The sequence below is a fragment of the Bellilinea caldifistulae genome, assembly GCF_001306055.1.
Lineage (GTDB): Bacteria > Chloroflexota > Anaerolineae > Anaerolineales > Anaerolineaceae > Bellilinea > Bellilinea caldifistulae.
This window is the reverse complement of the sequence record NZ_LGHJ01000006.1, coordinates 90,188-108,569: the sequence shown is the minus strand read 5'-3', so window position 1 is coordinate 108,569 and position 18,382 is coordinate 90,188. Positions and strand designations below refer to the sequence as shown.

Here is an 18,382-nt window from a genome sequence, read left to right as displayed (position 1 = left end):
TATAATCATAAACAGTCTGTCTATTATTATACAGGTTGTTTGGAATGAGCGCCAGCCCCATTTTGAAACTGGTGGATGTGCAGAAAACCTACCCCTCCCCAAGCGGCGGGCAGGCGGTGTTGAAAGGGATCAACCTGCAGGTCTTCCCCGGCGAGTTCGTGCTGATTTACGGTAAATCCGGGGCGGGCAAGACCACCCTGGTCAACATGATCGCCGGCATAGACACCCTGAGCGGCGGGGAGGTGCTGTGCGATGGCGTCAGCCTGCACCGCTTGAACGAAAGCCGGCGGGCGCGCTTTCGCGGTCAAAAGATTGGCATCATCTACCAGTCGTTTTACCTGTTGCCCAACCTGAGTCTGCTGGACAATGTCATGCTGCCGATGGACTTTTGCAGGCAGTTTCATCCTCTGCGCAGTCCGCAGCGCGCCCTGCAATTGCTCGACTCGGTTGAGCTGAAGGATCACGCTTACAAACGCCCGGCAGCCATCTCTGGCGGGCAGCAGCAGCGCGTGGCAATTGCCCGCGCCCTGGCTAACGACCCGCCCCTGATTGTGGCCGACGAACCAACCGGCCGGCTGGATTCGGTCACCGCCGAAACAATCATCCAGATTTTCATCCGCCTTGCCGAAGAGGGAAAAGCCGTTCTGATGGTCACCCACGATACCAGCCTGATGGAGCGGGCAACCCGCTGCCTGCGGTTGGAGGATGGCCGCCTGCACGAGTGTCAGGCCCAATTACCGGCGGAGGTTACAGCATGAGCCGGACAAATGGCTACCTGCGCCTTCAGGACGTGGTCAAGGCCTTTCCTGCGCCCGGCGGTCAGGTTGAGGTGTTGAAGGGCATTTCCCTTTCCATTCAGCAGGGGGAATATGTCAGCATTGTCGGAAAGTCCGGCAGCGGCAAATCCACCCTGCTGAACATGATCACCGGGATTGACCACCCCACCCGCGGGCTGGTAGAAGTCGCCGGTGTTCAGCCCCACACCCTCACCGAAAATCAACTGGCTGCCTGGCGCGGGGTGACGATTGGGATTGTCTTTCAGTTCTTCCAGCTGCTGCCGATGCTCTCGCTGCTGGAAAACACCCTTTTACCGATGGATTTGTGCAACTGCTACACCCCCGCCGAACGCGAGGTGCGCGCCCGCAGCCTGCTGGAACAGGTCGGCCTGGCGGATGTGATGGACAAATTGCCCGGGGCGGTTTCGGGCGGGCAGCAGCAGGCCGCCGCCATTGCCCGCGCCCTTGCCAACGATCCGCCGCTCATCGTTGCCGATGAGCCGACCGGCAATCTGGACGAACGTACCGCTGCAGATGTACTCAACCTGTTCGACGGCCTGGTGGCGCAGGGCAAGACCGTCATCATCGTCACCCACGACCCAGCCCTGATGGCGCGCACCCACCGCACGATTCTGCTCTCGGATGGGGAAATCATCCATCCGCATCTGGCAGCCGCGCTGAACTGGCTGACCCACCCCCAATTGCTGCAACTGACTCACCTGGCCAGCCCGCGCCGATTTGAAGCCGGCCAAATCCTTGCCCGCCCGGGCGAAGCCGTCGGTCTGTGGGTGCTGGTCAGCGGACGGGTGGGTCTCTTTCCAACCGAAGCGGAAGCCGAAAAGCCGGCCGCCGAATACCACCCCGGTATGTTTTGGAGCGCCGAAACGCTGGCTGAAATCTCCCCGGCTGCCAGCCTGCGCGCCATCGAAGGCGGCGAAGCGCTGGTGATCGAACCGGCCGGCTGGCGGGACTGGCTGCAATCCAGCGGGTTGAAGCAGGTCTTCCTAAAGCACCACCCCGGTGGAGGATTCAAACGATGATGCCGCCCCGCTGGAGAAAAATCCTTGCTGATTTTCTCGGCAACCCCACCCGCTCGCTGCTGGTCATCCTTTCGATTGCGGTCGGGCTGCTGGCGGTGGGCAGCATCACCAATACCCGCCTGCAATCGGCCTATCTGATGCGCGAGACCTATGCCTCGGTCAACCCCGCCAACGTCATGCTGATCACTTCGCCGCTGACGGAAGAGGATCTCTTCCCGCTGCGCCACATGGAAGGCGTCGCTGAAGCCGAGGGTGTGCGCACCTTCAACCTGCGGGTACGCAACAACGAGGGTGACTGGGTGCGCCTGAATGTGATTGCCCCGCCGGACTACGCCGAAAAACGGATCAATCAAGTGTTGGTGCTGGCGGGTGATTTTCCACCTGCCGAGCGCACCTTTGCGGTGGATCAGTTCAAACTGCCCGAACTGACCCTCTACCCGGATCACACCCTCGAAGTGCAGTTGCCCTCCGGGCGGGTGGAGCGTGTGCCAGTGCGCGCCGTGGTGCAGGATCAGACCATCGGCGCATCGCGGGCCGACGGCGGTTTCTTCCTCGCCCCGGCCCAGGCGTTTACCACCTGGGACTCGCTGGAATGGCTGGAACAGCCTCAATCCATCAATCTGGTGTATCTGACCGCCAGTCAGAATGCCGATGACTACGATCACCTGCGCGCCCTGGGACGGGCTGCCGCCGATATACTCGAAAAGAACGGCCACATCGTGTACAGTTACGCTGTCAACGGCCGGCACGATCACCCCAACAGCACCTACACGGATGCCCTGGCGAGCATTCTCGTCCTGCTGGGACTGCTGGTGGTTTTTCTGAGCGGTTTCCTCATCACCAACACCCTGCAAGCCCTGCTGGCCCAACAGGTGCAGCAGATTGGGGTGATGAAGTCGGTGGGGGCAACCGGCGGACAGATTGCCCGCCTGTATCTGGTGCTGATCGAACTGTACGGTCTGATTGCGCTGCTCCTTTCGCTTTACCCGGTACGCTGGATGACCGGCGTCTTGCTGGGGATGATGCAGACCGGCATCAACATCCCCGCCAGTCAACCCCACCTGCTGCCCGAAACAGTGGCGCTGATGGCGGCACTGGCGCTGGTTGTGCCGGCCGGGGCGGGCTGGCTGCCCATTCAACGGGCAGTGCGCATCCCGGTTCAGCAGGCACTCAGCGGCATCTCGCCGCTGCAAGCCGCCCTGCGCGAGGGACGCCTTCTACGGGCGCTGCGGCGGGTGCGCGGCCTCTCGCGCCCGCTGCTCATTTCACTGCGTAACACCTTCCGCCGCCGCAGCCGGTTGATTCTGACATTGATCACGCTGACGCTTGGCGGGGCAATTTTCATCGGCACGTTGAACACGCGCATTTCCCTGCAATCCTACATTGACCGCCTGCGGTATTATTTTCTGGCCGACATCAGCATTACCTTTCAGCAGCCTTACCGCCTCAGTCAGGTAGAAGCCGACCTGCTGGGCCTGCCGGGCGTTCGATTGGTGGAGGGCTGGAGCGGAGCCCGCGGGGAGCTGGTGCTGGCGGATGGCAGCGGCGAAAGCTTCTCGATCATCGCCCCGCCGGCTGGTAGCCGGATGGTTGAACCGATTTTGATCAGCGGACGCTGGATTGAACCGGGCGATCACCATGCCCTTGCCGTCAGCGAGCGTTTTCTGGATGTGTACCCCGGTTTGAAACCGGGCGATACCATTCGCCTGCGCCTTAACGGGCGCGAGCGGGACTGGGTGGTGACCGGCATCTTTCAACTGGTGGGACGCAGCGCCGGTTTGCTGGCTTACGCCAACGGCGAGGTGATTCAGGCCGAACTGGGGCAGAGCAACCGCACCACCAACTTCCGCGTGCTGGCCGAGCGGGACAACCTCACCCTGGAGGAACAAAAGGCATTCGGCCGGCTGGTGGAGCAGGAACTGGAACGGCGGGGATACCGGGTCGAAGAAATCACCGCCGGCCTGCGCCTGAAGGAAATCTCCGCCAACGGCCTGGATCTGCTGACCACCGTGCTGCTGTTGCTCTCCGGCCTGATTGCCGCGGTCGGCGCAATTGGGCTGATGGGCACCATGAGCATGAATGTGCTGGAACGCACCCGCGAAATCGGCGTCATGCGCGCCATCGGTGCAGGTGACCGGCAGATCATGAACATTGTGCTGGTGGAAGGCATGCTGATTGGACTGATTTCGTGGGTATTGAGTGCGCTGGCCGCCCTGCCGATCAGCCGCCTGCTGGCGAACACAATTAACTACGCTCTGTTCGGCGCACAGGCCCCGCTTAACTTTGCGCCGTGGAGCTTGCTGGTCTGGTTGGGAATTGTGCTGGTGCTTTCGACCCTGGCGAGTGTGCTGCCGGCCCGCACCGCCGCCCGCCTGACCATTCGAGAGGTACTGGCTTATGAATAACCTTGCTGGGAGGATGACCATGAAATCCAAAACAGGCCTGATTTTTGGAATGATTGTGCTGCTGGTGCTGACCGGCGGCTGTACCGCCGTTCAATCGGTGCTTTCGCCCACCCCCACCCCCGCGCCGCCCCCCTCGGTAGAAAGCCGAGGCGGCATCATCGCCGAGGCGCGGATTGTGCCGCGCGATGATGCGATGCTGTTCTTCAACACCGGCGGAACGCTGGCGGAGGTGCTGGTCAGCGAAGGTGAGCAGGTGCAGGCCGGGCAGGTGCTGGCGCGCCTCTCGGAAAGCGCCCAGGCACAGGCAACTCTGGCTCAGGCTAAAGCCGAACTGCTGGCCGCCCAGCAGGCGCTGGATACCCTCAACAAAAAAGCTGCCCTGACCGCCGAACAGGCGCGGGTGGCCATGCTCGAAGCCGAACGCGAAGCCGTGCAGGCCTGGCAGGCTTTTGACCGGCTGGATACCCGCGCCACCCGCGACCGGATTGACGACCTGCGTGAGCAAGTTGCCGATCTTCAGCAGGAACTGCAAGACCGCGAGGAAACCCTCGGCCGCTACACCAACCTGGCCGCCGACAACCCCACCCGCAAGCGCGCCGAGGACGATGTGGAGCAGGCCCGCCTGCGCTACAACGACGCCAGCCGCGAACTGGGTTTGCTGACGAATGAGGTCGAACTGGCGCGCGCCCGCTGGGATCTGGCCAACCAGCGGTTGGAGGACGCCCGCCGAACCTACGAAGCCCGTCAAGAGTTGAAACCCGACCCGGATGAACTGGCCCTGGCGCAGGCAAGGGTAGAGGCGGCTCAGGCGGCCGTTGCCGCTGCCGAGGAAGCCCTCCGCCGGCTGGAACTGCGCGCCCCCTTCGACGGAACGGTGGTGGAGGTGCGTTACTCGCCCGGCGAGAGCGTTGCGCCTGCTCAAACCGTGCTGGTGCTGGCTGATCTTTCGGAGTGGTACGCCGAAACCACCGACCTGAGCGAGAAGGACGTGGTGCGCATCCGCAGCGATGAAGAAGCCGAAATCACGCCGGATGCCCTGCCGGAGGTGCACCTGCGCGCCAAAATCGAGCGCATTGCCGATTACCCGCAAACCCGTGGCGGGGATGTGGTCTACCGCGTCCGCCTGCGCCTGCTGGAAAGCGACCCGCGCCTGCGCTGGGGTATGACCGTGGACGTGCGCTTTGCCGAGGAACGCTGAAAACCGGCTGGCTACGGGGCGTAAATTACCCGGTAGACGCGGTTGCCCTTATCATCCGAGATGAACATCTCGCCGTAGGTATTGAAGACCACATCCGCCGGGCGGCCCCACGTGGCAGCATCCCCGCAGGGTTTGCCCGGTGCGCGCCAGCCAGTGGCAAAAGTCTGGCTGCCGACCGGTTTGCCGTTCTCCAGCAGCACCCGCTCCACCTTGCAATCGCGGATGTTGGCGGCGGTGGTGTTCCACGAGCCGTGGTAGGCAACGAACAGGTCATCCGCGTAGTCGGGCGGAAAGTTGCCGGTTCTGCCCAGCGTCATGCCCAACGGGGCGGAGTGTGCCGGGGCAGTGAAAAGAGCCGGCACAGCCTGCGCGCAGCTAAAACCGGCGGGCAGGTCAATTCGCGTATCGCGCACTTCCTGCGTGCCGTACTGCTACACGCCCACACCGGGCGTGTAGCAGTACGGCCAGCCGTAGTGCTTTCCGCCCTGCACCTCGATGACGATTTCTTCCGGTGGCAGGTCATCGCCCAAGCCGTCGCTGCCGTTGTGATTGGCCCACAGCCCGCCGTTCGGCGCAACCACCAGCCCAACGCTGTTGCGCAGTCCCCACGCCCACAGCGGACGTCTGCGGGTGTCGGGGTCATTGGCAAACGGGTTATCGGGTGGGATGCTGCCATCCGGGTTGAAGCGCAGGACTGCCGCGCGGCGCGGGTCGCTTTCTTCACACACGTTGCAGGATGAACCGGCGCTGACGTACATCTTGCCGTCGCTGCCGAAAATGACCGTGCGGCTACTGTGGCCGCTCGGCCCGGGGATGTTGTCGGTGACCCGCTCAGGCGCGCCGAACGAGCCGTCCGGCTGGGGGCCGGCCAGCCGTTCAACTTTATCGCCTTCGGCAACGTACAAATAACCGTTGTAGAACGCCAATCCGTGCGGCAAATTCAGACCGCTGGCAATGACTTCCGTGCCGTCAGCCAGCCCGTCGCGGTTGCGGTCGGGCAGGCGCACCACCTGCCCGGCGTTCATCAGGCTCAGGTAAAGGTGGCCGTCCGGGCCAATGGCCATAAAGCGCGGCCGGCTGGCGAGGTTCTCGGCATAGATGCGGATGTGAAAACCCGGCGGGACTTGAATGCGGGCGGCGGCTTCGTCCGCCGGCGGCAGCGGCGGTCCCTTGGAGATGAGCGGCAGGTAGAGCGTCGTCCCACCGCCCTCGGCGAGCGCCGGTGCAACCACGCCGGCGGAAAACGACACGAGCGCCAGCAAGCCGATGACAAATTGGATGATTTTTCTCATACTTCATAAAATACTACCTTTAATCGGGGAGGTCAAGGAGGAAATCCGCCCCGCGCAACCCCCTATCCATCTGCTTTTAACAGAGTGAGAAAAGCCCGCTGTACTTTGAACGGAGAAGAAGGTGGTGAATTGACAGACTGCTCCAAACTTCTCTATACTACAAATGGTGGAAGAAAGCACAATAGTGGGAGGGGAAAAATGAACCAAACCGAAATGTGGCCGGTTGCGCTGGGGGCCCTGCAAGCCCTCGCCGGTCACTACAGACCGGCGATGGGGCAAATCATTACACAACTCAATTTGCCGGCAGGCTGCACCGCCGTTTTGTTCCCGGCGTTCTCGTTCGATCCCGAACCGGTGACGGCCGAAAAGATTCACCTTAGAGGGGCTTACACCGCCGTCTCCTTGTTTTCGCAGCGTTTGCGCGAAGCAGCCGGACTCGGCCTGATGGAGGAGGTAGAAAACGCGGAAGGAGCATACCGCTTGACCCCCTCCGGCCGTGAGGCAGCCGCAAAAATCATCCAAGCCGCCTATGAATGCATGAGCGGATTACAGCCGCTGCCCCGCTCCGAAATGGAGCAGCTGGCCGCTTTGTTACACCGGCTGGTGGATGCCTGTTTGAAGGCGCCGCCACCCCCGGAGAAGTGGTGCATTCAACTCTCGCGGCGGCTGGATGGCGGCGAAGATGCTCACCCGTTCATCCGCATTGACCAGTACCTCAGCGACCTGGCGGCTTACCGCGATGATGCCCATCTGGCGGCCTGGCGGCCGCTCGAATGCAGCGGACAGGCCTGGGAAGCCTTCACCCTGGTGTGGCGCGCGGAAGCCGACACGCTGGAAGAATTGTGCGTCAAACTGGAACGGCGCGGTTTCAGCCGCGAGGAGTACCGCCAGGCCCTCGATGATCTGATTCGGCGGGGGTGGCTGCAAGCCGAAAAGGAGCGCTACCTCCTCACGCCTCTCGGCGGGCAAATCCGTCAGGCGGCTGAAGAACGCACCGATCAGTATTTCTACGCGCCGTGGCAGTGTTTGAGCACGGATGAGGTGGATTTGCTCCGCAGCCTGCTTATTCGCCTGCGGGAAAACTTAATCGGTCGGGGCGGCTGAACCTGTGGCTCGACAAAAAATCAGCGCGCCTGAGGGGCTTCCTGCCCGCTGAGCCGGCTGGTGGATGGCGGAGATTGAATCAGGCGCAGGGCGCGCTCATAGAGGAAGTAGTCCCACACCCAGTTAATCATCACCACCAGCCGGTTGCGGATGCCAATCAGTTGAAAGACATGCACTACCACCCACATCAGCCAGGCGATGAAACCGCGCAGGTGCAGTCGTCCAATTTGCGCCACGGCCTGATTGCGCCCAATCGTCGCCAGCATGCCCGGATCGCGATAATGGAACGGCTGGAGAGGCTGACCGCGCAACAGACGTCCCAAATTTTCCACGGCGGTATCGGCCTGCTGCATGGCTACCGGCGCAACCATCGGCAGCGGTTTGCCCCGTTCGTCTTCCAGAAGAGCCGCATCACCGATCACAAACACCTCCGGGAAACCGGGTAATTGCAGGGTAGGCAGCACCCGCACCCGCCCGCCCGTTCCATGTTCGACCGGCAGGTTTTGCACCAGCTCAACCGCGCGGATGCCGGCAGCCCAGATCAGCGTACGGGCGGGCAGTTTTTCACCGTTTGCCAGCTCAATCACCTGGCCGTCGTAGGCATCCACCCGCGCGCCCAGCCGAACCTCCACGCCCTTGGCACGCAAAACCTTTTCTGCGGCAGCCTGTAAATCGGGCGGCATGGCCGGCAGCAGGTGATCGGCGGCTTCCAGCAGCACAACCCGCGACCCGGACACATCCAGATTGGGAAAGTCACGGCTCAGCCCCAGGCGGATCAATTCGGCAAGGGCTCCGGCGGTTTCCACGCCGCTTGGTCCGCCGCCCGCAACCACAAAGGTGAGCATCGCCGCGCGGCGCTGAGGATCGCTTTCATGACTGGCGCGTTCAAACAGGCTCAGCACATGATTGCGGATGCCGTCGGCATCCGCCAGGGTTTTCAGCCCAAAAGCATGGCGGGCCAGGCTTTCCTGACCGAAGAAATGGGTCTGCCCGCCCACCGCAAGGATGAGAAAATCGTACTCAACCTCACCTGCGCTGGTCAACAGGCGGCGGTTGGTCAGATCAACCTGCTGAACCTCGGCCAGCAGAAAGCCAGCGTTCCTCTGGCGGCGGAGAGCCGAACGCACCGGGAAGGCAATATCGCCCGCCGAGAGTCCGGCCGAGGCCACCTGATAGAGCAGGGGCTGAAAAAGGTGGTAGTTGTTGCGGTCAATCACGGTGACTCGAACCGGCAGACCAGCCAGGCGCCGGGCGGCGCGCAACCCGCCGAAGCCGGCCCCGACCACGACCACATGGGGAAAGGAAGATGGAAAGGTTTTCATCGGGAACTCCTTTCTTGAGTCCGTTGATTTGTGAAAGTGATAACTATCACTATTATACTCTTTATTATCCGAAATACAATCCCTTGTACATAATTACACCTACCGCCCTTACGGTTCCGGCTGTTTCACGCATCCAACCACCGCTTTCCCCCATCCGACAAATCCGGTATTATAATTCTGGTAAATGGACAAGACGACCTCTCTAAACAAATGCGCCCGCTTGCGGGTGAATGGCTTTTTCTGGATGCTGATCCTGGCTCTGCTCGGCGCATGTGCCCCCAAACCCCTGGAATTGGACGAAAATCAAGCCGGCGACCTGGCCTGGCAGGCTTTGCGACCGAACACCTCTTCCGGTGACCGCGCCGCCTGGCAAATCAGCCTGATCGAACAGGTGAGTGGTGCTGAGATTGCCGAAAATTTCAACGCCGAGCCGGCTGCCGGTGGTTGCGTGCCCGGGCCAGCCTTGCCCGCCAATCGAGAAATTGCCGCACAAGGTACATACTGGTACGTTCAGTTTCAGCCAGTCCCTGCCACACCTGAGCCGGTGGATGCTGAAACGATCTCCCCCACCGCTCCACCACGTATCCCCGAGCCGTTTCTCTACCGGGCCGACCTTCTGATCGAAGCGGACAGCGGCAAGGTGATTGCCCGTCGCCTGTATTGCGTGATTTACTAGGGCTGGTTTGAGCCGGCCTTCTCAAACAAGTTCAGAGTGAATTTAAAAAAGGACATTTCATTGCGAGCCGCCGTCAGGCGGCGCGGCAATCCCCCGCAGAGCCCCCGCACCGGAAAGAGTCGCCTCGTTCGAGGTCGAATGACCGGGGATGGAGTGAATCTCATCCCCAAACGGGCGTTTTTTAGAAAGCCATAAGAAGCGATTTCTCACCCCTTGTCAGAACGGCTGGATGTGGTTTAATCAAAATGGATTAACAGCGCGTCATCATTGAGGACGGAACGAGTGATTGAGCAAATCCTTGGCTTTGGACAAAACTTCTGGGCGGCATTGAGCAGCGGCAGCGCCAGTTCTGCTCACCTGTGGTTGTATGTGGTCATCACCTTACTGGTCATGGTCGAAGGGCCGATCTCCATTCTACTGGCTGCCGGGGCGTCCTCGGCCGGTTTTCTCAATCCGCTGCCGGTGTTCATAGCCGCCACGGTTGGCAATTTGATTGCCGATGCCCTGTGGTATGGGTTGGGTTACATCGGCAAAATTGACTGGCTGCTGCGCCGGCGCGGCTGGTTTGGGGTGGATGCCGAAAAACTCAACCTGTTCCGGCAGGTCATTCACCAGCAAGCCGTCAAATTGCTGATTTTTGCCAAACTGACCAACGGCTTAATCGTACCGGTGCTGATTGCCACTGGACTGGCGCGTGTCCCGTGGCGCAAATGGTTCCCGATTATTCTTGTGACCAATCTGCTGACCAGCCTCGTCATGGTAGCCGTGGGTTATTACATGGCTTCCAGCCTGTTGCGCGTCCAGCAAGGCCTGCGTTACGCAGCCTTTGCGGCGACACTCCTGTTTTTACTGGCAGCGTCTTTTTACGTGCGTCATCTGCTCAGCCGTAAGGATGTTGTGACCCTGCTCGACAAAGCCGAGCAGTGAAGGGAGGGCAAGATGCGCGTTGTGTTGTGTACGACAACCTATCTACCGGAGTTGAACGGGCAGGCGATTTTCACCGCCAATCTGGCACACGGGCTGGCTGCCCGCGGGCATCAGGTCTGGGTGGTGCGCCCCGGCACGGCTTTGCGCTTTACCCAAATTTCCGACGGGAATGTGAAAGTCATCTGTCTGCCAGCCGTTCAATTGAGCTTTATTCACAAAGACCTGCGGCTGGCAGTGAGCTACCGGCGGCTTTTGCAGCGTTTGTTCGAGCAGATCCATCCGGATGTGGTGCACGTCCAGGACCCCTCTCCCTTCTGCCAGAGCGCGGTGCGCGAGGCCAGGCAGCGCAGCATACCGACGATTGCCACCCATCACCCCGGCCCGGAGATCAGCGCACCCTATTTCGCCCGTCTTCCCCTGCCTTTCAAGCGCGGCGTAGAAGCCATTGGCTGGCGTTTTGTCGCCCGGCACCTCAACCGCGCCGATGCGGTCAGCGTTCCCTCGCGCAGTTCTGCCCAAATGCTGGCAGCCCACGGCATCCGCCGCCCGGCTCAACCGGTTTCCTGCGGCATCCGCTTGAGTGAATTTACCCCGCCTTCGAAAGTGGATCGAGAACAAATCCTGAGGGGATTTGGTTTACCGGCAGACAGGGTGATCGGCTTGTATGTGGGGCGGGTGGATGTGGAGAAACGGGTGGATGTGTTAATTGAAGCCCTGGCAACCCTGCCGGATGAGCAGGTTCATCTGGCAATTGCCGGAAGCGGGGCCAGCCTGCCGCAGATCAGGCGACTGATCCAAAAGCGGGGTTTGGAACATCGTGTTCATTTGTTGGGTAACGTTCCTCACGAGCACCTGCCCGCCCTGATTTCGGCCAGCGATATTTTCCTCATGCCCGGTGATGCCGAATCCTTCAGCATTGCCACGCTGGAGGCAATGGCGTGCGGCAAACCGGTTCTGGCAGCCCACGCTTCGGCGCTGCCGGAACTGGTCACTCACCTGCAAAATGGCTATCTTTTCCAGCCCAAAAACCCGCAATCGGCCGCCGAAGGGTTGAAATGGCTGCTGGAAAACCGCCCCCGCTGGGCGGAGATGGGACAGATCAGCCTGCGGCGGGCCGAGCAGCACCGCCTGGAAAACACCCTTACCCGTTACGAGAACCTGTACCGGCAGACTCGGCCGCAGACCGCAGTTCAACCCGGCGCCGTTCCAGGGCCCCACCGTCCGGCATTTCGCCCATTGCTGATGCTGGCCGGGATTGTGTTCGTCCTGTTCTCGCTGTTGTATGTATCTGCACCGCTGACGGCTTCGGCTCAGGTTGGGACGGAAAGCCTGCCGCCCATCACACTGGAAAGCCTGCGCCGATTAATCATCTTAAAAATCGAGGATGAAAACAGCCTGTACGCCAACGGCGGATTGATTCAGGCACTGTTGGAAAAAGGCGAGTCGGTGCAGTTTGTTCTGCTGAAGCCCAAACACAAGGCTGAAGACACCCAACCTTCCAGCGAAGGTACACCTTCAACCAACCAGCCGGACGCCATCAGCGCCCGCGAGCGCATTCGCGGTTGGCTGGATGAATTGGGTATCCCGCCGGAAACGGTGGATATCTTTGAAATTGAAGAGGACGAAATCAACCACTGGGTTCAACAGATGCGCGAAAAGTGGCAGTCATTTGAAGTCCAGATCATTCCAATTTCGAAATGAGCGCAGAACTGCTGCGGGAAGATTGCAGCGGTTAAAATATGACATTTTTACGCCGATTAAATGACAAAAGACCGCTAACAAACCTGAGCGGATATGTTATGCTTACCGCTGAAAGTACATGATTTCACAAACAAAAGAAAGGAAAGCAGCCATGGCGTATGTGATTACCGATGATTGCATTCAGTGCGGCGCCTGCGAAGCCGAATGCCCGGAAGGCGCAATTTCTGAGGTGGACGGCCTGTATGTGATTGATGCCTCCAAATGCCAGGACTGCGGCGCATGCGCCGATGTTTGCCCGACCGGCGCTGCCCAGCCTGCCTGAACTTTTACTGGTCTCTCCTTCTTGAGAAATCAGAGCGGCGGAATGACCGCTCTGATTTTTTAAACCCACCGAAGGACACCCAACTGAAAGGGTCAACCCAACCAATGGCCAGAGGCTAACGGTCACGCTGACTTTTCAGCGCACCGTTCAGGTTCCAAACCAGCGCGTGAAGGTTTTGTTATACAAAGCATAAACAATCAGGTTGCCGATGCGCCAATCCACCGTGTAAGCCTTTTGCGGACAGCCATTGACACACCGGTAGCAGCGAATACACTCACCGGCAATCACCGGAAAGGGTTTAAGTTCAATGTTGTGGACCGGGCATTCAAATTCGCACCAACGGCAGCGGTTGCATTGAGCTGGATTGAGTTTTGGTTTTGGCATCAGCAACCGAAGGGCGGAATCTGTGCTGATAAGAGCCACGAAATCATAGAAACCCCCGTGCAAGCGGAAGGTGTCCGGCCGGCTGGTGGCAACCGGCTCGGTGCGGCCGTTCGCAAGACTCTCGGCAATCTCGCGGGCAAACCGGCGCGCCTCAGCCAGGTCTTCCGCATTCGGACGGTCGGGTAGTCTCCCATAAAGACAGGGTGCGGGGTGACGGACCGTGCCGCGGGCTAGAAAACCGCCCAGCACGCTGGCACCTTTTTCACGTAAGATTGAAGACAGATCATACAATACCCGCCCCGGCGCCGTACCGGAGGTTGCAAAAACAAAGGCGGGTTTTCCAGGTATGGGCGGCAGGCTGTGTAAAAAATTTTTTATCGGCGTCGGCGCCTGACTGGAAAAACAGGGGCTGCCAATCCCAATCACATCTGTCTCGACGGCGTCCCTGGGGGATGCTCTTTTGAGGGAGAGGGTGCGAGCGGGGTAACCCGATTCACAAAACACCTCCGCCATGGCATTCGCAATCCGACGGGTGTTACCCGTCTGAGAGAAGTAAATCAGGGTTATGTTCATTTGGTTTGACCAGACTTTCCGGCATTGAGAGGGGGGAGAACAAACAGAGGACCTTACCGATGCAATGCTCGCATTCTTGTCTAAACATGTTTCGCTAATTTATTTTAACAACCTTTACTGCTAATATCAACAATCATTCCAAACAACTCCACCGCTGTACACTCTGGCAAACTGCGGTATACTGTTTCTCGGCATGAGTCTGATTACCGTTTCTGGCTTAGGCAAATCCTACGGCGCCCTGGATTTATTCAGCGACCTGTCATTTGCCATACCACCCCGCGCCCGCATCGGGCTGGTCGGCGCCAACGGCGTCGGCAAGACCACCCTGCTGCGCATCCTGCTGGGATTGGAAGAACCCTCCGCCGGCAGTGTCCAACGGGCGCGCGGGCTGCGCATTGGCTACCTGCCGCAGGAAGCCCGCCTCGATTCGCAGCGCACCCTCTGGCAGGAATGCCTGACGGTGTTTGACGACTTGCTGAAACGGCAGGCAGAACTGGCCGAACTGGAAACCGCCATGGCCGACCCATCTCAGGCCGAATCGGCCATGGAAGCCTACGGGAAACTGCAAGCCGAGTTTGAGCAGCTGGGCGGGTACACCTTTGAAACCCGCACCGCCCAGGTTCTGAGCGGTTTGGGATTTCGGCGCAGTGATTTCAACCGTCCTCTGGCGCACCTCTCCGGCGGACAGCGCACCCGCGCCGTGCTGGCCAAACTGCTGCTGGAAAACCCCGACCTGCTCCTGCTGGACGAACCGACCAATCATCTGGATATTCAAGCCATCGAATGGCTGGAAACCTACCTGCGTGAATGGGAAGGCGGTGTCGTCATCGTCTCGCACGACCGCTATTTTCTCGATCAGGTGGTCAACACCATTTGGGAGATGACTCCCGCACTGGAAATTTACCCCGGCAACTATTCGGCGTATCTGGTGCAGCGCGAGGAACGTTATCAGCGCCGGTTGGAGGAATATCAGGCACAACAGGAATTCATCGAGAAAGAACTGGATTACATCCGCCGCAACATCGCCGGTCAGAACACCCGTCAGGCGCAGGGACGGCGCAAACGGCTGGAAAGGCTGCTGGAAGAAGCCCGGCTTGCCCCGCCCCGCCAGCCACGCCGGCTGCAATTTCAGATGCAGGCCGCAAACCGCTCGGGCGATCTGGTCATCCGCACGCGGGGGCTGGCAGTCGGTTATCAGGATGAGGGCCGACCGCTCTTTTACGCTCCCGATTTGATCTTGCGGCGGGGGGAGTGCGCTGCCATCATCGGCCCGAACGGGGCCGGAAAAACCACCTTCCTCAAAACCCTGCTGGAACAAGTCCCGCCGTTCAGCGGTGAGGTGTTGCTGGGCGCCAGCTTGAAGATCGGTTATTTTGCGCAGGCGCACGAAGGCCTGAATCCCGAACATACCCTGATGGATTCGATTGCCGAAATCGTCCCGGACTGGCTGCCGGCTCAGATTCGCGACTATCTGGCGCGCTTTCTCTTCACCGGCGATGATGTCTTTAAGACAGTGGCAATGCTCTCCGGCGGCGAGCGCGGCCGTCTGGCGCTGGCGCGGCTGGCTCTGCAGGGCGCCAACCTGCTCCTGCTGGACGAGCCGACCAATCACCTTGATCTGCCTTCCCAGGAAGCCCTCCAATCCCTGCTGGCCGATTACAACGGCACCATTCTGCTGGTTTCTCACGACCGCTATCTGATAGACGCCCTCGCCACTCAAATCTGGGAAGTGCTGCCCCAGGAACGCGCCCTGCGCGTCTTCGAGGGCAGTTACAGCCAGTACAAGGAATGGGTGGCGGCGCAGGCGGCTGCCGAAGCCGCCCGGCGCAGTCAGGAAAAGGCCACTGCAGCCGAGCGGCAGACCGCCCGCAACGAGCCGTCCCGCAATCAGCAGCAGCGCCGGCAGGCGGTCATAGATGCTTTGGAAGCCGAAATCAGCGAGTTGGAAAAACGGCTGGAGGACATCAGCCGCCGTTTAGAAAACCCGCCGGCTGATCCGCTGGAAGTCAGCCGTTTAGGGGAAGAATATCAGCAGGTGCAGCGCAAACTGGATGAGCGCCTGGAACGCTGGACAGAACTTCACCAGACGGTTTATTAAGTACCCCAATCGCGCAGGTAGAGAAAATCGTATCCGATGGTTCGGTTGCTGAGTTTGGCAATCGGCGGCAAAATGCGCTTGAATTGATTACGGCGCATCCGATCCACCACCTTATGGACAAAGGAAGCATCGAAACCCGCTTCGATACATTCCTGAGGCGTATAGCGTTGATCCACCAGCAGGTAGAGCAGCTGATCCACTTCGGCGTAGGTGTAGCCCAGTTCGCCCTCGTCCGTCTGCCCCGCCCACAGGTCTGCCGAGGGGGCTTTGCGGCGGATGGACTCCGGCACGCCCAGGGCCTCGGCTAACTGGCGCAGCTGGGTTTTATACAGGTCGCCAATCGGGTTGAGGGCGCAGGCCGAGTCGCCGTACAGGGTGGTGTATCCCAGCAAAATCTCGGTCTTGTTGCCGGTGCCCACCACCAGACCGCCAAAAGCCGCCGATTGGTCGTAGAGAATAATCATGCGCTGGCGCGCCATGATGTTGCCGCGGCGCATATTATCCATATCGGGAAAGCGCTGGAAAAGCGGTTCGACCATTGGGGTAATTTCCACCGTGAGCGATTGCACGCCGGTGGCATCAATCACCTTTTGGGCGTCTTCCAGCGAATCAGGCGAGGAAGTGCGGTAGGGCATACGCACGGCCAGTACATTCTGCCCGCCAAGCGCCTCGGCTGCCAGAAAACAGGAAACCGCCGAATCAATCCCCCCGGAAAGGCCAATCACAGCGCGCGAAAAGCCCATGCGGGTAATTTCACTGCGGATGAAGCCGGTTAAAATACGCCGGGCAAGGTCGGTGTTAATCGTCAGGTCAATCGGTTTCATGGCCATTCTCTTTTTATCTGCCGGAGGTGCGGCTGGTGAGGATGCGGTTCAGTTCGCGCTGGACGAGGGCGGTGCGTTCGTCGCGCAAAAGCGGCAGACGGGCGCGGGTGCGGTGCAGTTGATTGAGGTCTAATTCTGCCAGCGTGACTCCCTCTTCAAAGTAGGGGGCCTGCACAATCAATTCCCCGTTCGGGTCAAAGACGGTTGAGCCGCCCCAAAAATTCAGGCCGTCCTCGTAACCCACCCGGTTGGTGTGTGCCACAAAAGCGGTAAACAAACTGGCGTAGGCGTGGTTGATGTGCTCCACCCAGCGTGCCGATTCGAGAATTGGCGCACTGTTCAGGCCGCGCCCTGGCGAAGCGGAGGTAAACAGAAACAGGTCGGCGCCGTCCAGCCACAGCAGGTAAGGCGGCGAAGCGTGCCAGAAGTCCTCGCAGATCAGTATCCCCGCCCGCCCAAAACGGGTTTCAAACGCCTGAATCGCATCTCCCCAGGCGAAGAAACGCCCCTCGTCAAACAGCCCGTAGGTGGGTAAATACACCTTGCGATGAACGTGGCATACTTCCCCTTTGGAAAGATAGGCGGCAGCGATGTAAAAACGGTTACGGGTGTCTTCTTCCACGAAGCCCACCAGTAAGTCAATCTTGCGAGAGGCTTCCAGCAGCGGTTGGAAGAGCGGGTCATCGGCCTGCGGGCGGTGAGCCACCGCCGCGGTCAGGTCTTGCAGCACATAACCGGTCAGTGAAAGTTCGGGGAAGATGAGCAAATCCGCTCCATCCTGAGCGGCTTGCCGGGCAAGGGCGAGGTGTTTTTCGAGGTTTGCTTCCGGCTTGCCCAGCACGGTATTGATTTGAGCCAATCCGAGCGTCAATCTCATGGGTTGCTTTTTCCTAAGTAGAAGGATGAGGGGGGCGTCTGGCAGAGAGACGGCGGCGGTTGAGGGCTTTGGAAAGACGGATAACCTCAATCACCAGCGCGCCGAACAGGCCAATCACGGCTAACAGCGTACCGACAGCCAAATCCAGCCGAATGTTTTGAAAGGTGGGTACGGCATCGGCACGCCACGAGGAAAAGATTAAGGTGTGCACACCCAGCACAAAACCGAGCAAACTGGCGCGTGCCCCCGGTATTTGAAGTTCGATAGCTTTCTTCTCCACCGGGCGGGCAATCAGCAGAAGGACGAACGCCGCCAGATAGGGCAGCGGCAAACGGTAAGTCAGTGTGCCGTCCGAATCGAGCACCGGCAGCGCCCAGGGATACTGATCGGTCAGTGCCATGCCGTAAGCGCATCCGGCTACACCGCAACCCAGCCACAGGCTCACCGCCAGGGGGATGAGCAGAAGAATGGTGAGATCGGCCGCCTGCGGGATGGATAGACGACGGAGGATGGTCAGAAGGGGAATCATCAGTAGAACCGCCAGTAAGGCAGTGGGAAAAATCAGCCCGCCTTCCCAAAAACGCAGCGCCGCCTGCCAGTCCCCGGCAAACAGGTGCGGGTTGAGCCAGACGAAACCGGCCCGCCCGCCGATCAGCGCCGTCAGCAGAATCAGCCAGCCGTTCAGCAGCCAGGCAAACTCCCTGCGCGGCGGCGCGTCCCGCCAGACTTGCAGCAGACCCAGCGATGCGCCTATTCCGACCATCAGCGAAAAGAGGTTCATCGTTTTGGATTATAGCACTATGGAAGGAGAGGAACAAACCAAATATGCTGTTGTAGAAAGGGGTAGATCAACACCTTTCCGC

18 protein-coding genes are annotated in these 18,382 nt (G+C 60.0%); 11 read left to right on the top strand and 7 right to left on the bottom strand.

Annotation, left to right across the window (positions count from 1 at the left end):
• Positions 1-44: 44 nt before the first annotated feature.
• From AC812_RS01780 to AC812_RS01765, 4 genes are read left to right on the top strand one after another with little or no spacing between them, the layout of a single operon-like run.
• Positions 45-758, top strand: a complete 714-nt coding sequence (locus tag AC812_RS01780; protein WP_061913133.1) for an ABC transporter ATP-binding protein — start codon at positions 45-47, stop codon at positions 756-758.
• A complete protein-coding gene (locus AC812_RS17035; protein ID WP_082148875.1) occupies positions 755-1,816 on the top strand; it encodes an ABC transporter ATP-binding protein in 1,062 nt (353 codons plus the stop codon). Before AC812_RS01780 ends, AC812_RS17035 begins: the two co-directional genes overlap by 4 nt.
• On the top strand, positions 1,813-4,221 hold the full coding sequence (locus AC812_RS01770) for an FtsX-like permease family protein (protein ID WP_061913132.1): 2,409 nt from the start codon (positions 1,813-1,815) through the stop codon (positions 4,219-4,221). The genes AC812_RS17035 and AC812_RS01770 overlap by 4 nt, the downstream gene beginning before the upstream one ends.
• Positions 4,222-4,240: 19 nt before the next feature.
• Positions 4,241-5,419, top strand: coding sequence for an HlyD family secretion protein (locus tag AC812_RS01765; RefSeq protein ID WP_061913131.1), 1,179 nt, complete (start codon positions 4,241-4,243; stop codon positions 5,417-5,419).
• 11 nt (positions 5,420-5,430) lie between these two features.
• On the opposite strand, the gene AC812_RS17940 is transcribed toward AC812_RS01765, so the two are convergent.
• Both AC812_RS17940 and AC812_RS17935 read right to left on the bottom strand, forming a co-directional pair.
• Positions 5,431-5,832, bottom strand: coding sequence for a PQQ-dependent sugar dehydrogenase family protein (locus tag AC812_RS17940; protein WP_061913130.1), 402 nt, complete (start codon positions 5,830-5,832; stop codon positions 5,431-5,433).
• An 18-nt stretch (positions 5,833-5,850) separates the two neighbouring features.
• Positions 5,851-6,519: a PQQ-dependent sugar dehydrogenase gene (locus tag AC812_RS17935; RefSeq protein ID WP_419714817.1), complete on the bottom strand. Its 669-nt coding sequence runs from the start codon at positions 6,517-6,519 to the stop codon at positions 5,851-5,853.
• A 6-nt stretch (positions 6,520-6,525) separates the two neighbouring features.
• On the opposite strand from AC812_RS17935, the gene AC812_RS17930 reads away from it, so the two are divergent.
• Both AC812_RS17930 and AC812_RS01750 read left to right on the top strand, forming a co-directional pair.
• Complete coding sequence (locus tag AC812_RS17930; protein ID WP_201797684.1) at positions 6,526-6,720, top strand: hypothetical protein; 195 nt, start codon at positions 6,526-6,528, stop codon at positions 6,718-6,720.
• A gap of 189 nt (positions 6,721-6,909) precedes the next feature.
• Positions 6,910-7,815 (top strand): helix-turn-helix domain-containing protein, encoded by a 906-nt coding sequence (locus tag AC812_RS01750; protein ID WP_061913128.1) that lies wholly within the window; start codon positions 6,910-6,912, stop codon positions 7,813-7,815.
• Between the two features lie 20 nt (positions 7,816-7,835).
• Here AC812_RS01750 and AC812_RS01745 read toward each other — a convergent pair whose 3' ends face one another.
• Positions 7,836-9,137, bottom strand: a complete 1,302-nt coding sequence (locus tag AC812_RS01745) for an NAD(P)/FAD-dependent oxidoreductase (RefSeq protein ID WP_061913127.1) — start codon at positions 9,135-9,137, stop codon at positions 7,836-7,838.
• 184 nt (positions 9,138-9,321) lie between these two features.
• Here AC812_RS01745 and AC812_RS01740 point away from each other — a divergent pair, with 184 nt between their 5' ends.
• The 4 genes from AC812_RS01740 (at position 9,322) to AC812_RS01725 (ending at position 12,763) form a co-directional block, all read left to right on the top strand.
• A complete protein-coding gene (locus AC812_RS01740; RefSeq protein WP_145962465.1) occupies positions 9,322-9,813 on the top strand; it encodes a hypothetical protein in 492 nt (163 codons plus the stop codon).
• Positions 9,814-10,095: 282 nt separating this feature from the next.
• On the top strand, positions 10,096-10,740 hold the full coding sequence (locus AC812_RS01735) for a DedA family protein (protein ID WP_061913125.1): 645 nt from the start codon (positions 10,096-10,098) through the stop codon (positions 10,738-10,740).
• Between the two features lie 12 nt (positions 10,741-10,752).
• Positions 10,753-12,441 (top strand): glycosyltransferase, encoded by a 1,689-nt coding sequence (locus AC812_RS01730; RefSeq protein WP_061913124.1) that lies wholly within the window; start codon positions 10,753-10,755, stop codon positions 12,439-12,441.
• A gap of 151 nt (positions 12,442-12,592) precedes the next feature.
• Positions 12,593-12,763 (top strand): DUF362 domain-containing protein, encoded by a 171-nt coding sequence (locus tag AC812_RS01725; protein WP_061913123.1) that lies wholly within the window; start codon positions 12,593-12,595, stop codon positions 12,761-12,763.
• A 147-nt stretch (positions 12,764-12,910) separates the two neighbouring features.
• Here AC812_RS01725 and AC812_RS01720 read toward each other — a convergent pair whose 3' ends face one another.
• The gene (locus tag AC812_RS01720; RefSeq protein WP_061913122.1) at positions 12,911-13,720 is read right to left on the bottom strand and encodes an EFR1 family ferrodoxin; all 810 of its coding nucleotides are present in this window, start codon (positions 13,718-13,720) and stop codon (positions 12,911-12,913) included.
• A gap of 193 nt (positions 13,721-13,913) precedes the next feature.
• Between AC812_RS01720 and AC812_RS01715 the strand changes: the two genes are divergently transcribed.
• Positions 13,914-15,818 carry an ABC-F family ATP-binding cassette domain-containing protein gene (locus AC812_RS01715; protein WP_061913121.1) on the top strand — a complete coding sequence of 635 codons (1,905 nt, stop codon included), beginning with the start codon at positions 13,914-13,916 and terminating at the stop codon, positions 15,816-15,818.
• Here AC812_RS01715 and AC812_RS01710 read toward each other — a convergent pair.
• The 3 genes from AC812_RS01710 to AC812_RS01700 are packed head-to-tail and all read right to left on the bottom strand — an operon-like array spanning position 15,815 to position 18,300.
• A complete protein-coding gene (locus tag AC812_RS01710) occupies positions 15,815-16,642 on the bottom strand; it encodes an NAD+ synthase (RefSeq protein ID WP_061913120.1) in 828 nt (275 codons plus the stop codon). The genes AC812_RS01715 and AC812_RS01710 overlap by 4 nt on opposite strands.
• A gap of 13 nt (positions 16,643-16,655) precedes the next feature.
• Complete coding sequence (locus AC812_RS01705) at positions 16,656-17,519, bottom strand: nitrilase-related carbon-nitrogen hydrolase (protein ID WP_061913119.1); 864 nt, start codon at positions 17,517-17,519, stop codon at positions 16,656-16,658.
• A 13-nt stretch (positions 17,520-17,532) separates the two neighbouring features.
• Positions 17,533-18,300 (bottom strand): prolipoprotein diacylglyceryl transferase family protein, encoded by a 768-nt coding sequence (locus AC812_RS01700; RefSeq protein ID WP_061913118.1) that lies wholly within the window; start codon positions 18,298-18,300, stop codon positions 17,533-17,535.
• Positions 18,301-18,382: the final 82 nt, after the last annotated feature.